Source organism: Halobellus limi, from assembly GCF_004799685.1.
Classification (GTDB): Archaea; Halobacteriota; Halobacteria; order Halobacteriales; family Haloferacaceae; genus Haloquadratum; species Haloquadratum limi.
Window position 1 is genome coordinate 2,439,161 of sequence record NZ_CP031311.1, and the last position, 13,159, is coordinate 2,452,319.

A 13,159-nucleotide genomic window follows, 5' to 3' on the forward strand; every position below is an offset into this window, starting at 1 on the left:
GGCGGCGGCCGCGTTCGGCGACGTCAGTGACCGCGCTCCGAGCCGAGGATGCCGGCGCGACTCCGGAGGAGTCCGCCCCGGGCGAGGGAAACATACGAAATCAAGTAGGAGACAGAGACTAAGCCGCGGCCGATTTTTCGCTCACCTTACCGAGGCGGTATCAAAAGCGCTAAACAGGCATTTAGAGCTCTCAGAAGCGATATCTATATATAGAACTGCTATCGTATTTTCCGTCGAGGATTCATAGATATGTCGACACGTATGCAGCCACTGTACGTTCTTTCGAGTGACAGCCAGCGGACCAGCGGCGGCGACGCCCAGAGTTCGAACATCCGAGCGGGCAAGGCCGTCGCGAGCGCGGTCCGGACGACGCTCGGCCCCCGCGGGATGGACAAGATGCTCGTCGACTCCCAGGGGAACGTCGTCGTCACCAACGACGGGGCGACTATCTTAGAAGAGATGGACATCGAGCACCCCGCCGCCCAGATGATCGTCGAGGTCGCCCAGACCCAGGAGGAGAGCGTCGGCGACGGGACCACGACGGCGTCGGTGCTGACGGGCGAACTGCTCACGCACGCCGAGGACCTGCTCGACGACGACCTCCACCCGACGGTGATCGTCGAGGGCTACAACGAGGCCGCGCGGCTGGCCCAGGAGGCGATCGACGAGCAGGTGCTCGACGTCGGACTCGACGACGCCCTCCTGGCGTCGGTCGCGGAGTCGTCGATGACCGGAAAGGGGACGGGCGACGTCACCGCCGACGCGCTCGCGCGACACGTCGTCGACGCCGTCCGCGCGGTACACGACGGGGACGAACCGTTCGATCCCGACGACGTCCGCGTGCTCACCCGAACCGGCGCGTCGTCCTCGGCGACGGAGCTGGTGGAGGGCGTCGTCGTCGACGAAGAGCGCGTCCGCGAGGGGATGCCCCGGGCCGTCGAGGACGCGACCGTCGCCGTCCTCACGGCGAAGCTCGACATCCGAGAGGGGGAGTCCGACGCCGAGTACACCATCTCCTCGGTTGACCAGCTCGAAGCCGCCATCGAGGCCGAGGACGCCGAACTCAGAGGCTACGCCGACGCGCTCGCCGACGCGGGGGTCGACGTCCTGTTCTGTACGAAGTCGATCGCCGACCGCGTCGCGGACCGTCTGGCGAGCCACGGTGTCCTCGCGTTCGACAGCGTCAGTTCTTCGGACGCGCGCGCTATCGCTCGGGCGACGGGCGCGAAGCAGCTCGGGGACGTGAAGGACCTCGGGGACGCGGACTTCGGCCGCGCCGCGGCGATATCGATCCGACGCTTCGGCGGGGACGAACTCACCTTCGTCGAGGGCGGTGACGCCGCGAAGACCGTCACCCTCCTGCTGCGCGGCGGGACCGAACACGTGGTCGACGAACTCGAACGGGCGATCAACGACGCGGTGGACGTGACCGTCGCCGCCATCGATTCCGGCGGCGTCGTCCCCGGCGCGGGCGCGACCGAGGTCGCCGTCGCCGAGTACGTCCGCTCGCACGCCGGAGGGATCCGGGGACGCAAGCAACTCGCCGTCGAGGCCTTCGCCGACGCCGTCGAGGCGATCCCGCGCACGCTCGCGACGAACACCGGGATGGACCCCATCGACGCCGTCGTCGAACTCCGCTCGACGTTCGACCGCGAGGGCGTCGCCGGTATCATCTCGGAGGGCCGCACCGGCGCGATCGGTGACCCCGTCGAGGCGGGCGTGCTCGATCCCGCGGCCGTGAAACGCGAGGCGATCACCGCCGCGACCGAGGCGGCGACGATGATCGTCCGCATCGACGACGTCATCGCGGCGAACTGACGGAGGGAACGAACGGCTGCGGATCGGTTTTCGTTTTCACCCGACGAGGACGACCTCGTCACCGGGCGCGAGCCCGAACGCCTCGTCGCCGCGCCCCCGGTTGACGTCGCACTCGACGAAGCCGTGGCTGCCGACGGTCACCAGCCGCTCGCCCGCCTCGACGTCCGCGAAGGCGGTCGCGACCGGCGCGGGGACGCCGTTCACCTCGACGGTGTCGCCCTCGCGGCCCGCGACGAACGATCCCGGGACGTTCGTGATCGCGTTCCCGAAGTCGTCGACGACGAGCACTTCGCCGCGGGCCTCCCCGACCTCGCCGTCGACCGTCGGCTCGGGGAATCGACAGTCCACGACCGAACCCGGAGACTCCGTCGGGGCGAACGATTCGATCGGGGAGACGAGATCGAGCGTTTCGAGCGCGTCGACGCCGGTCTCGTGGATCTCGGCGGCGGCGGGGGCGAAGACGTCGCGGCCGTGGAACGTCGCGGACGCGGGGTCGTCGTAGTCGTATCCGAAGCACTCGACGTCGGGGACGGTCCCGGCCGCTTCCGAGGCGAGCCGTCGAGCGGCCGGCAGCGCCACGCCGTTGTCGGGAGCGACGAGGGCGTGCTCGCCGACGCGGACGACGAGCGCGTCGCGGTCGGTGCCGACGCCGGGGTCGACGACGACGAGGTGGACGGCGGGCGGGAAGTACGGGAGCGTCTCGCGGCACCAGAACGCGGCCGCGCGGACGTCCTGCCGGGGGAGGTCGTGGGCGACGTCGACGAGTCGGGCGTCAGACCGCCGGAGGACGACGCCCTTCATCGCGGCCGGATACGGCGAGCCGAAGTCGGAGGCGAGAGTGATCATCGCTCTTCCTCACTCGGGATCGTCGGTGTCGTCGCCGTTGGCGTCGGTGTCGCTGACGCGCTGGATCCGCTCGATACCGTCGATCTCCTCGACGACGTCGACGACGGGGTCGGGCACCAAGTGTCGCCAGTCGGCGTCGCGGATCATCCGCGCGCGCAGTTCCGCGCCCTCGAGGACGTCCCGGTTGAACATCGGCGACTGTCGGACCTCGACGCCCGCCTCCGAGAACAGCTGGATGACGAGCGGGTTGTTCGAGTACGCGACGTCGAACGCCGGCGACATGCTCTGGACGTGACTCACCCACACGGAGTTCCGGTCGAGGTCCTCGATGGGGACGACGTACGTGGTGACGTCGAGGTCGGCGACGGACTTGGTCACCATCATCACGCGCTCGCCGGCGGTGAACGGGTTCCGCGGGCTGTGGGAGTCGCCCGCGGATCCGATCCCGAGGACGAGTTCGTCGACCTCGGTCGCGATCTCCTCGACCATCCGGTGGTGCCCGTCGTGGTAGGGCTGAAACCGGCCGATGTAGAACCCCCGCATACCACCTCAGTCGGTCGCGCCGTTTATAAATACCCCGAGATCCGTCAAGCCACTCGTTCACGCGGTATAGGGGCTGTAACAGCCGGTCTCGTGGATGCGGCACCGACACACGCGAGGAGAAAGTATATCAGTCGCCCGACCTACCGTTGAAGTAGCGAAGTATTCTATGAGTAACGACACGGAAGCCGACGAGAACGCCCCCGAAGAGGGGGGCGGCGTCACCGACGAGGAGCCCGAGTCGCCGCCGTCAGACGGCGGTGACGGGTTCACGGAGGGCGTCGCCGACGAACCGTCCGACGGTCCCGTCGGGCCCGGCGAGCGCGGCGACGTGCCCGGGAGCCAGAACGGCCACTCGGAGGACGCCGGCGAGGGGACCATCGACGACCTCGGTAGCGACGTGGAGGTCGACGCCGAGGTCGCAGAGGACGTCGACGAGGACGACCTCCTCGGCGGACTCAAGATCGACTCCACCAGCGAGATCGACGTCCCGGACCGACTCGTCGATCAGGTCATCGGCCAGGAACACGCCCGCGACGTGGTGATGAAAGCCGCCAAGCAGCGCCGCCACGTGATGATGATCGGCTCGCCCGGGACGGGCAAGTCGATGCTCGCGAAGGCGATGTCAGAACTCCTGCCGCCGGAGGAACTCCAGGACGTCCTCGTCTATCACAACCCCGACGACGGGAACAACCCCAAGGTTCGGACCGTCCCCGCCGGGAAGGGCGAACAGATCGTCGAGGCCCACAAGGAGGAGGCGCGAAAGCGCAACCAGATGCGCTCGTTCCTCATGTGGATCATCATCGCCATCGTCATCGGCTACTCGTTCATCATCGCCGGGCAGATCCTGCTCGGCATCCTCGCGGCCGGTGTCATCTACCTCGCCTTCCGCTACGGCTCCCGCGGCGGCGACGCGATGGTGCCGAACCTCATCGTCAACAACGCCGAGACGACGACCGCGCCGTTCGAGGACGCGACCGGCGCCCACGCCGGTGCGCTGCTCGGCGACGTCCGCCACGACCCGTTCCAATCGGGCGGAATGGAGACGCCGAGCCACGACCGCGTCGAACCCGGCGCGATCCACAAGGCGAACAAGGGCGTGCTGTTCATCGACGAGATCAACACGCTCGACATCCGCTCACAGCAGCACCTGATGACGGCGATCCAGGAGGGCGAGTTCCACATCACGGGCCAGTCCGAGCGCTCCTCGGGCGCGATGGTCCAGACCGAACCCGTCCCGACGGACTTCATCATGATCGCCGCGGGGAACCTCGACGCGATGGAGAACATGCACCCCGCCCTGCGCTCGCGGATCAAGGGGTACGGGTACGAGGTGTACATGGACGACACCATCGAGGACACCCCCGAGATGCGCCGGAAGTACGCCCGCTTCGTGGCCCAGGAGGTCGCGAAGGACGGTCGGCTGCCGGAGTACTCCGCGGAGGCCATCGAGGAGGTCATCCTCGAGGCGCGGCGCCGCGCCGGCCGCAAGGGTCACCTCACGCTCAAACTGCGGAACCTGGGTGGCCTGGTCCGCGTCGCGGGCGACATCGCCCGCTCGGAGGACGCCGACTTCGTCACGCGGGATCACGTCCTGCAGGCGAAGGGGCGCAGCCGCTCGATCGAGCAGCAGCTCGCCGACGACTACATCGAACGCCGGAAGGACTACGAACTCCAGGTCTCGGAGGGCTACGAGGTCGGCCGGGTCAACGGCCTCGCCGTGATGGGCGAGGACTCGGGGATTATGCTCCCCGTGATGGCCGAGGTCACCCCCTCGCAGGGGCCCGGTGAGGTCATCGCCACCGGTCAGCTGAAGGAGATGGCCCAGGAGTCCGTCTCGAACGTCTCGGCGATCATCAAGAAGTTCTCCGACGAGAACATCTCGGAGATGGACATCCACATCCAGTTCGTCCAGGCCGGTCAGCAGGGCGTCGACGGCGACTCCGCCTCGATCACGGTCGCGACCGCGGTCATCTCCGCGCTCGAAGACATGGGCGTGGACCAGTCGCTCGCGATGACCGGCTCGCTGTCGGTCCGCGGCGACGTGCTCCCGGTCGGCGGGGTCACCCACAAGATCGAGGCCGCCGCGAAGTCCGGGTGCGACCGGGTCATCATCCCCGCGGCGAACCTCCAGGACGTGATGATCGAAGAGGAGTACGAGGAGATGGTCGAGATCATTCCGGTCTCACACATCAGCGAGGTCCTCGACATCGCCCTCGAGGGCGAACCCGAGAAGGACTCGCTCGTCGACCGCCTCAAGAGCATCACCGGCTCGGCGCTCTCGCAGGGCGAGAGCGTCTCCGGACCGTCCAGTCCGAGTCCGCAGTAGCCGCGAAAATGCCCCAGTGGGCGACGTTCGCCGGGTTCGCGATCGTCGTCACCGCGGGGCTGCTCTTACTTTCCCACGCGTCGCGAGCGGTCCTCGACGGCGCCCCGACGGACGAACGCGTCGAGAGTGCGAACCACGAACCCGACGGCCCGAGCGGAAACGTCGTCTTCGACGACGGCGACGCCCGGGGCGACGGCACCGTGGTCGACCCAGACGATCGAGGCCGCGTCGCCGACGACGCCGACAGAGCGGACCGAACCACCGACGGCGCCGACAGGCCGGACCGCCTCGCCGACGGGACCGACGAAGCGGCGTCCGATCGCGACGAGGACGGAGAGACGATCGTCCTGCCGAAGTCCGGCGTCGAACTCCAGGTGACAGACAGCCACGACCGCGGCGACGGTTCCCGCTCGATCGAGGGCCGTCCCGCGGCGTCGGACCTCTCGGCGGCGTCGCTCCTGGCGAACGTCGCCCTCTCTCAGGGCCTGTTCGGCGCGCTGTTGCTCGCTGGCGCGTGGTACGCGGAGATCCCCGCGCGGGCGTTCGGCGTCGCGAGCGAGACGACCACCGCCGGTTCGCTCGCGATCGGCGTGGGGCTCGGCCTCGCGCTCTACGCCGCCAACGAGGCCGGCGCGGCCGCGGGAGCGCGGTTCGGACTCGGAGAGGGCGACCGACTGCGGAGCGCGCTCGCGCCCGACTCCGCTGTCGGGTGGGCCGCGCTGCTTTTCGTCGTCCTGCCAGTCATCGCCGGGTTCGAGGAACTGCTCTTCCGCGGCGCGCTCGTCGGCGTGCTCGCCGCCGGGTACGACGTCTCGCCGTGGGCGTTGGCCCTCCTGTCTTCGGTCGCCTTCGGCTTCGGCCACGGCGCGCAGGGTCGGATCGGGGTCCTCGTGACCGGCGCGCTCGGCTTCGTTCTCGCGGCGGCGTTCGTCGCGACCGGGAGCCTCCTCGTCGTCGTGGTCGCCCACTACCTCGTGAACGCTCTGGAGTTCGTCGTCCACGAGGGGCTGGGCGTCGAGTGGCCGCGCGACGCGGCGTGAGCCGACGACGCGGGCCAGCGATTGCGGGTCGGTGAGCGATCCGGCGGGTCGGTCGGTGAACGGTCCGACGACGCGGTCCGGCGAACGCCCCGACCGTTTTTGTCCCTCGGGCCCGCTCGTGAGGGTATGGAACGCCGCTCGCGGACGATACTGCAGTCGGTGCTCGTCGGCTATCTCGTGTTGCTGCTGGCGTCGATCGTCACCGGGGACCCCGTGGTGACGACGGCCGCAGACCTCGGGTTCGCCGCCGTCGCCGGCTACTTCGGGTACACGGTGTACGCGAACCGCTCGCCGTCGGAGGACGAGCGGGTCGTCTACGTCACCGCCGCGGCGCTAGTGCTTGCGGGCCTCGCCCAGTTGCTCGCGCTCGTCCCGGGGTTCGGCGCCGCCGCGCTCGCGTCGACGGCGTTCTTCGTCGTCGGGTTCGTCGGGTACTTTTATTTGCGATGGCGGTAGTCCCGGCGGATCCGTCTCAGCGCGCGCCCCGTCGCGCCCTCACGACTCAGGCGGATTCGATCTCGCGAAGCCGCGCGGCGACCTCCTCCGGTGCACCGCCGGGCGCGTCGCGGACGCGGTGGTCGGGAACTAAGAGCGGGATCGGGTTCTCCGAGAGCGCGGTTCGAGCGGTCTCGACGTCCGCCGAGTCGTCGGGGTCGAGGCCGGCCATTCGGACCACGCGGTCGAGCGACACCGTCTCGCCGTAGGGGACGTTCCGCGCCGCCTCCAGCACGCGCCGGTTTTCGGTCGGTACCGTGAGCCCGACCTCGACGTCGGCGAGGTGGTCCGCCTCGCCGTCGAGATAGGCGAAGATCCGATCGAGCACCGGGTGGTCGGGGTCGGCGTCGGCCGGGACGGTCTCCGGGAACGACACGCCGACGACGCGGCCGCTCGCGACGCCGATCTCGACGGCGCGGTCCAGTCGGTCCGACTCGCGGGCGAAGATCCCGTCGTCCGTGCCGAGGTCCATACCGGGGGTTGCTCGTCGTCGGCCTTGAACGTTCGCGACCGGCCCGAATCAGTTCCCGTCGCCTCGTCGGTCCCGTCACATCGTCGCTCCCCTCGCGTCTTCGACCTCCTCGCATCTTCGGCCTCCTCGCTTCGGACAGCCCAATCACATCGTCGGGCCCGTCACATCGGACAGCCCCGACGACCGAGTCGGCGACGCGAACGGCCGCCCGCGACGCGCAAGCCTTATGTGCAAAAGAGTCCGTCAATGAACATAGATGAACGCTAGTGAGGACAAACTCGCCCCGGCGGTGCGCTCGATACTCGCGACGGCGCGCGAACGCTCCGGCGGGGCGGAGCGACTCGACGTCGACGCCCGGTCGTTTCCCGCGGCGGTCGAGGCGACGGAGGCGGCGGGACGCGTCCCCGTCGTCGCCGAGGTCAAGCCGACGAGTCCGACGACCGAGGGCGAACGGACCGACGACCCCGTCGACCTCGCGAGGGAGATGGTCGCCGGCGGCGCGACGGCGCTGTCGGTGCTGACCGAGCCCGAGCACTTCGGCGGGTCGGCGGAGAACCTGCGTCGTATCCGCGGGGCCGTCGACGTCCCCGTCCTGCGGAAGGACTTCGTCGTCCGCGAGGCGCAACTCGACGCCGTCGAATCGGACCTGATCCTGCTCATCGCGCGCTTCCTCGACGAGCAGGGGACGGACTCGCTCGCGACGCTGTACGAGGCGGCCCGCGAGCGGGGCTTTCAGCCGCTCGTCGAGGTTCATACCCGCGAGGAACTGGATCGCGCCCTCGAGGTCGGCGCGGAGATAATCGGCGTGAACAACCGCGACCTGGGGAAGTTGGAGGTCGACCTCGACACCTTCGAGCGGCTCGCTCCGCACGTCCCCGAGGACGTGACGCTCCTGGCCGAGAGCGGCGTCACGAGCGTCGCGGACGTCCGTCGGATGCGCGCGGCGGGGGCGGACGCGCTCCTGATCGGGACGGCCATCATGGACGGCGACGTCGAGGCCAACACCGAGCGGCTGACGACGGCGGACGCCGAGCGGGCGAGCAGAGCGGCGGAGACGAGCGACGCGGAAACGGACGCGGGGCCGACGAGTTCGGAGTCGACGGACGCGAAGCGAGGACGCGCGGAGTCGACAGATACGACACCGAGGAACACGGACACAAACCAATGACACAACAGTACGCGGACGGGAAGTTCGGCGAGTACGGCGGACAGTACGTACCGGAGGCGCTGATGCCGGCGATCGAGGAGTTGACCGACGCCTACGAGCGGTACGTCTTGGAGAACGAAGACGGCTTTATGGACGAGTTCCGGGACCGACTCCGGGACTTCGGCGGACGACCGACGCCGACGCAACACGCCGAACGGCTCTCCGAGCGGTACGGCCGGGAGGTCTACCTGAAGCGCGAGGACCTCCTGCACGGCGGCGCGCACAAACTCAACAACGCGCTCGGGCAGGTCTTGCTCGCGAAGTACATGGGCAAAGAGCGCATCGTCGCCGAGACCGGCGCGGGCCAGCACGGCACCGCGACGGCGATGGCGGCGGCGCACCTGGATATGCCGTGTGAGATCTACATGGGTGAGCGCGACATCAACCGCCAGCGCCCCAACGTCTTCCGGATGCGGCTCAACGGCTCGGCGGTCAACCCCGTCACGACCGGCCGCGGCACGCTGAAGGAGGCCATCTCCGAGACGATGCGCGACTGGGCGACGAACGTCGAGGACACCCACTACGTCATCGGCTCGGTCGTCGGCCCGCACCCCTTCCCCGCGATGGTCAGAGACTTCCAGGCCGTGATCTCCGAGGAGGCCCGCCGCCAACTGCGGGAGAAGACCGGCGGGCTCCCCGACTCGGTGCTCGCCTGCGCCGGCGGCGGGTCGAACACGATGGGCGCGTTCGCGCACTTCGTCGACGACGCGGAACCTCGTTCCGCAGACGAGGCGAGCGGCGGGGAGCCGCGAGACGACGAGTCGGTAGATCTCTACGCCGTCGAGGCCGGCGGCTCCACGCTCGAAGTCGACGAGGAGGCCGGCGTCGCCCCCAACTCGGCGTCGCTGTCGACGGGCGAGGAGGGCGTCCTCCACGGCGCGCGGACGAAGCTCCTGCAGGACTCCGACGGCCAGATCATGGAGAGCCACAGCGTCTCCGCCGGCCTCGACTACGCGGGCGTCGGACCGGAACTCGCCCGCCTCGTCGACGACGGAAGGGTACACGCCGTCAACGTCGACGACGACGGCGCGCTGGAGGCGTTCCACCGGCTCTCCCAGCTGGAGGGGATCATCCCCGCGCTGGAGACGGCGCACGCGTTCGGCTACCTCGAAGAGCACCACGAGGACCTCGGCGAGGTCGTCCTCGTGAACGTCTCCGGCCGCGGCGACAAGGACCTCGAGACCGTCATCGAGGAGACCGAAAAGCGCGACATCGAGGCCGCGCCGTCGATGGCCGAGTTCTCGGGGGGGATCTGAGATGGGCGACGGATCTTCGGTGGACGACGGGTCCGGTTCCGATCCCGTCCGCAACCCCGACCTCGAAGCGGCCTTCGCCGACGGCCCCGCGTTCGTCCCGTACCTCGCCGCGGGCGACCCCGACTACGAGTCCTCCCTCGAATACGTCGAGGCGCTCGAACGCGGCGGCGCGGACGTCATCGAACTCGGGCTCCCCTTCTCGGAGCCGATCGCGGAGGGCCCGACGATCCAGGGCGCGGTCGTGCGGGCGCTGGAGGGCGGAATGACGCCAGATCGGTTCTTCGAGTTCGTCGAGGACCTGGACGTCGACGTACCGCTCGTGTGTATGACCTATTACAACCTCATCTACCAATACGGCTCCGAGCAGGGTCCCCGGCCGTTCGTCGAGCGCGCCGCGGAGGTCGGGCTCTCGGGCTTCGTCGTCCCCGACCTCCCCGCCGAGGAGGCCGACCCGCTCAGAGAGGCCTGCGACGAGTTCGGCCTCGACCTCGTGTTCATCGTCGCGCCGACGACCCGCGGGGACCGGCTGGAGCGGATTATGTCGCAGGTCTCCGGCTACGTGTACGTGCAGGCGCGACTGGGCGTCACCGGCGCGCAGGAGGACGTCTCCGGGCAGACCGAAGAGAGCCTCGACCGCCTCGCCGACTACGACGTCCCGAAGGCGGTCGGGTTCGGGATCAAGACCGGCGAGCACGCCGAGCGGATCGTCGCCGGGGGCGCGGACGGCATCATCGTCGGGAGCGCGCTCGTCGACATCGTGGCGGAGGGCGCCGAGGCGGGCGAATCGGCGGAGACGGTCGCCGGGCGGCTCGAAGAGAAGGCCCGAGAACTGAAGCAGGGCGCCCTGCGCGGATACGAACAACGCGTGCCCCAAGCGGAAGGCAAATAACCGACGGTTGCCACAGTCTCTCACACGATGAACGCAGGACTCTCGGCGCGGCTCGACCGCGTCTCGACAGGGGGGCGATACCTCGTCGTCCCGATGGACCACGGAATCACACTGGGGGCCGTGAAGGGCCTCGTCGACCTCGAATCGACGGTCGACTCGATCACGCGCGGCGGCGCCGACGCCGTCCTCACGCAGAAGGGCGTCGCCCCGCGCGTCCACCCGAACAAGAACGGCAAGGGCTACATCGTCCACCTCAACGGATCGAGCGTGATCGGCCCCGACGAGGAGGACAAGCGACGCACCGGCTCGGTGGAGGCGGCGCTGCGCGCCGGCGCGGACGCGGTCTCGTTCCACATCAACGTCGGCAGCGACCACGAACCGGATCAGCTGACCGAACTGGGCGACCTGACCGAAGAGGCCCACCGACTCGGCGTGCCGGTGCTCGCGATGAGCTACGCGCGCGGCCCCGGCGTCGACGAACACGACGCCGAGAGCCTCTCGCACGCCGTCCGGATCGCCGAAGAGCTGGGCGCGGACGTCGTCAAGACCGCCTACTCCGGCGACGCCGACTCCTTCGAGCGCGTCTGTGCGGCGACCAGCCTGCCGGTCGTCATCGCCGGCGGGAGCCGCGGGACCGACTTAGAGACCGCGCGGATGGTCCGCGGCGCGATGGACGCCGGCGCGGCCGGCGTGTCGATGGGACGGTCGATCTTCCAGCACGACGAGCCGGAGGCGATCACCCGCGCGGTGAGCGCGATCATCCACGACGACGCCGACGTCGACGACGCCGTCGAGGCCGCGGGGCTGGGTCTCGAAGCCTGAACGAAAACGACCACGCAGCGGTCGGAGACTTCCGAGCCCACGTGCTTATCACCGTGGCGGGCCAACCCGGAGGTATGCCCGCGACGCTCGAAGTTCGATGCACCAACGACGAGTGCGAACTCGATATGTTCGAGCTTCACTACACGTACGATATGCCCGACAGCGTCGGCGTCGACGACTTCGTCTGCCCGTACTGTCGCGAGGGCGACTCGCTGGAGGCGATCGAGCTATGAGCGGCTTCGAGCGGTTCGACGGGGGCGACGCTCCCGAGCGCCTGAAGGAACTCGGCGAGTCGATCGCCGAGAACGCCCTAGAACGCGTCGGGCGCGGCGTCGCTCGGGTGCAGGAACGGACGCCGCTGCCGTACGACCTCCTCGAAAGCGACGAGGCGTACCTCGTCGTCTTCGACGCGCCCGGCGTCCGTCGAAAGGACGTGCAGGTGCGCTTCGTCGACCGCGAGGTGCGCGTCACGGTCGATCGGTTCCGCACCTTCCACGAGGGCTTCGAGATGCGCTTTCCCGGACGCGGACTCTCTCTGGACGGCGCGGCGCCGCTTCCGGAGGGCGTCGCCGTCGATCCGGAGAGCGCCTCCGCGACTGTCACCGAGTCGGGAACGCTGCAGGTAGAGGTCCCCAAGCGCGGCGGCGACGCCGAGGCGTGAGGGACGCGACCGGCGTCGGACCCGCCGCCGTCGGCCTCTCGAACCGGAACCACCGCCGATTTCCTGGATCGGTCCCTACCGTAGCCCCCTCGGATCGGTCCCTACCGTAGCCCCCTCGGATCGGCGACCGCCGACCTCCCATAATCAGACCGGCAGTTCCGCGTCGGGGCCGACGACGCGGTCCGGCTCTTCGGGCACCGTCCAGTCGGTCGTCAGTTCGAGCAGTTGCAGCAGCATCACGCCGGTCGCGCCCCAGACGGTGTAGTCGCCGACGTGGAAGAAGTGGATGCGACGCGAGCCGTAGGTGGGGTGTTCGCGCCGTTCGGACTCGTAGTTCCCCAAGTCGGTCAGCTCCGCGACCGAGAGCGCGACGACCTCGGCGACCTCGCGCTCGTCGGGGTCGTACGAGCGGTCCGGCACCTCGGCGACGAACGGTCGAACGGAGTAGTCGGTGACTGTCCGGATGTCGTCGAGCCGTCCGACGACGCTCGTTTCGGAGGCTCGGAGACCGATCTCCTCGTCGGCTTCACGGAGTGCCGTGGCGCGCAGACCCGAGTCCTCCGGCTCGCGCGACCCGCCGGGGAAGCTCATCTGGCCGGGGTGCTCGCCGAGGTGGTCCGCGCGCCTGGTAAACAGGACGTGCTCCTCACCGTCCCGATAGAGGATCGGCGCGAGGACCGCGGCCTGCTGGCCCGCCCCTTCGACCGCGTCCGGCGCGTGTCCCGACACCCGCGAGAGATCCATACTCGGAGGGACGTAGGAGCCCGGGCGTCTTATACTGTCT

Annotated in this window: 14 protein-coding genes; 10 read left to right on the top strand and 4 right to left on the bottom strand. The window is 69.3% G+C overall.

What is annotated here, in order from left to right:
- Window positions 1-249 precede the first annotated feature (249 nt).
- Window positions 250-1,818 carry a thermosome subunit alpha gene (gene thsA / locus DV707_RS12075; RefSeq protein WP_103991465.1) on the top strand — a complete coding sequence of 523 codons (1,569 nt, stop codon included), beginning with the start codon at window positions 250-252 and terminating at the stop codon, window positions 1,816-1,818.
- 36 nt (window positions 1,819-1,854) lie between these two features.
- Here thsA and DV707_RS12080 read toward each other — a convergent pair whose 3' ends face one another.
- Together DV707_RS12080 and DV707_RS12085 are read right to left on the bottom strand one after the other, a co-directional pair.
- Window positions 1,855-2,664 carry an SAM hydrolase/SAM-dependent halogenase family protein gene (locus DV707_RS12080; protein WP_103991464.1) on the bottom strand — a complete coding sequence of 270 codons (810 nt, stop codon included), beginning with the start codon at window positions 2,662-2,664 and terminating at the stop codon, window positions 1,855-1,857.
- 9 nt (window positions 2,665-2,673) lie between these two features.
- Window positions 2,674-3,207 carry a nicotinamide-nucleotide adenylyltransferase gene (locus DV707_RS12085; RefSeq protein WP_103991463.1) on the bottom strand — a complete coding sequence of 178 codons (534 nt, stop codon included), beginning with the start codon at window positions 3,205-3,207 and terminating at the stop codon, window positions 2,674-2,676.
- A 166-nt stretch (window positions 3,208-3,373) separates the two neighbouring features.
- Between DV707_RS12085 and lonB the strand changes: the two genes are divergently transcribed.
- The 3 genes from lonB to DV707_RS12100 all read left to right on the top strand — a co-directional run bounded on the left by lonB (window position 3,374) and on the right by DV707_RS12100 (window position 7,029).
- Window positions 3,374-5,533, top strand: a complete 2,160-nt coding sequence (gene lonB / locus DV707_RS12090; RefSeq protein ID WP_103991462.1) for an ATP-dependent protease LonB — start codon at window positions 3,374-3,376, stop codon at window positions 5,531-5,533.
- 8 nt (window positions 5,534-5,541) lie between these two features.
- On the top strand, window positions 5,542-6,573 hold the full coding sequence (locus tag DV707_RS12095) for a CPBP family intramembrane glutamic endopeptidase (RefSeq protein WP_103991461.1): 1,032 nt from the start codon (window positions 5,542-5,544) through the stop codon (window positions 6,571-6,573).
- A 126-nt stretch (window positions 6,574-6,699) separates the two neighbouring features.
- Window positions 6,700-7,029 (top strand): hypothetical protein, encoded by a 330-nt coding sequence (locus DV707_RS12100; protein WP_103991460.1) that lies wholly within the window; start codon window positions 6,700-6,702, stop codon window positions 7,027-7,029.
- A gap of 46 nt (window positions 7,030-7,075) precedes the next feature.
- On the opposite strand, the gene DV707_RS12105 is transcribed toward DV707_RS12100, so the two are convergent.
- Window positions 7,076-7,540, bottom strand: coding sequence for an MGMT family protein (locus DV707_RS12105; protein ID WP_103991459.1), 465 nt, complete (start codon window positions 7,538-7,540; stop codon window positions 7,076-7,078).
- 256 nt (window positions 7,541-7,796) lie between these two features.
- On the opposite strand from DV707_RS12105, the gene trpC reads away from it, so the two are divergent.
- The 6 genes from trpC to DV707_RS12130 all read left to right on the top strand — a co-directional run bounded on the left by trpC (window position 7,797) and on the right by DV707_RS12130 (window position 12,375).
- Window positions 7,797-8,708 carry an indole-3-glycerol phosphate synthase gene (gene trpC, locus DV707_RS12110; RefSeq protein ID WP_103991458.1) on the top strand — a complete coding sequence of 304 codons (912 nt, stop codon included), beginning with the start codon at window positions 7,797-7,799 and terminating at the stop codon, window positions 8,706-8,708.
- Window positions 8,705-10,003, top strand: coding sequence for a tryptophan synthase subunit beta (trpB, locus tag DV707_RS12115; protein WP_103991457.1), 1,299 nt, complete (start codon window positions 8,705-8,707; stop codon window positions 10,001-10,003). The genes trpC and trpB overlap by 4 nt, the downstream gene beginning before the upstream one ends.
- 1 nt (window position 10,004) lies before the next feature.
- Window positions 10,005-10,892, top strand: coding sequence for a tryptophan synthase subunit alpha (gene trpA, locus DV707_RS12120; protein ID WP_103991456.1), 888 nt, complete (start codon window positions 10,005-10,007; stop codon window positions 10,890-10,892).
- A 27-nt stretch (window positions 10,893-10,919) separates the two neighbouring features.
- Complete coding sequence (locus DV707_RS12125; RefSeq protein WP_103991455.1) at window positions 10,920-11,714, top strand: 2-amino-3,7-dideoxy-D-threo-hept-6-ulosonate synthase; 795 nt, start codon at window positions 10,920-10,922, stop codon at window positions 11,712-11,714.
- A gap of 74 nt (window positions 11,715-11,788) precedes the next feature.
- Window positions 11,789-11,947, top strand: a complete 159-nt coding sequence (locus tag DV707_RS18630) for a DUF7559 family protein (RefSeq protein WP_170216842.1) — start codon at window positions 11,789-11,791, stop codon at window positions 11,945-11,947.
- Entirely contained in the window at window positions 11,944-12,375 is a 432-nt protein-coding gene (locus DV707_RS12130; protein ID WP_103991454.1) for an Hsp20/alpha crystallin family protein, read from the top strand. The genes DV707_RS18630 and DV707_RS12130 overlap by 4 nt, the downstream gene beginning before the upstream one ends.
- 144 nt (window positions 12,376-12,519) lie before the next feature.
- On the opposite strand, the gene DV707_RS12135 is transcribed toward DV707_RS12130, so the two are convergent.
- Entirely contained in the window at window positions 12,520-13,119 is a 600-nt protein-coding gene (locus DV707_RS12135) for an NUDIX hydrolase (RefSeq protein WP_103991453.1), read from the bottom strand.
- Window positions 13,120-13,159: the final 40 nt, after the last annotated feature.

Excerpts from the sequence above, each read along its gene's own strand:
- thsA (WP_103991465.1), top strand. The coding sequence starts at position 250 with ATGTCGACACGTATGCAGCCACTGTACGTTCTTTCGAGTGACAGCCAG.
- DV707_RS12080 (WP_103991464.1), bottom strand. The coding sequence starts at position 2,664 with ATGATCACTCTCGCCTCCGACTTCGGCTCGCCGTATCCGGCCGCGATG.
- DV707_RS12085 (WP_103991463.1), bottom strand. The coding sequence starts at position 3,207 with ATGCGGGGGTTCTACATCGGCCGGTTTCAGCCCTACCACGACGGGCAC.
- lonB (WP_103991462.1), top strand. The coding sequence starts at position 3,374 with ATGAGTAACGACACGGAAGCCGACGAGAACGCCCCCGAAGAGGGGGGC.
- DV707_RS12095 (WP_103991461.1), top strand. The coding sequence starts at position 5,542 with ATGCCCCAGTGGGCGACGTTCGCCGGGTTCGCGATCGTCGTCACCGCG.
- DV707_RS12100 (WP_103991460.1), top strand. The coding sequence starts at position 6,700 with ATGGAACGCCGCTCGCGGACGATACTGCAGTCGGTGCTCGTCGGCTAT.
- DV707_RS12105 (WP_103991459.1), bottom strand. The coding sequence starts at position 7,540 with ATGGACCTCGGCACGGACGACGGGATCTTCGCCCGCGAGTCGGACCGA.
- trpC (WP_103991458.1), top strand. The coding sequence starts at position 7,797 with ATGAACGCTAGTGAGGACAAACTCGCCCCGGCGGTGCGCTCGATACTC.
- trpB (WP_103991457.1), top strand. The coding sequence starts at position 8,705 with ATGACACAACAGTACGCGGACGGGAAGTTCGGCGAGTACGGCGGACAG.
- trpA (WP_103991456.1), top strand. The coding sequence starts at position 10,005 with ATGGGCGACGGATCTTCGGTGGACGACGGGTCCGGTTCCGATCCCGTC.
- DV707_RS12125 (WP_103991455.1), top strand. The coding sequence starts at position 10,920 with ATGAACGCAGGACTCTCGGCGCGGCTCGACCGCGTCTCGACAGGGGGG.
- DV707_RS18630 (WP_170216842.1), top strand. The coding sequence starts at position 11,789 with ATGCCCGCGACGCTCGAAGTTCGATGCACCAACGACGAGTGCGAACTC.
- DV707_RS12130 (WP_103991454.1), top strand. The coding sequence starts at position 11,944 with ATGAGCGGCTTCGAGCGGTTCGACGGGGGCGACGCTCCCGAGCGCCTG.
- DV707_RS12135 (WP_103991453.1), bottom strand. The coding sequence starts at position 13,119 with ATGGATCTCTCGCGGGTGTCGGGACACGCGCCGGACGCGGTCGAAGGG.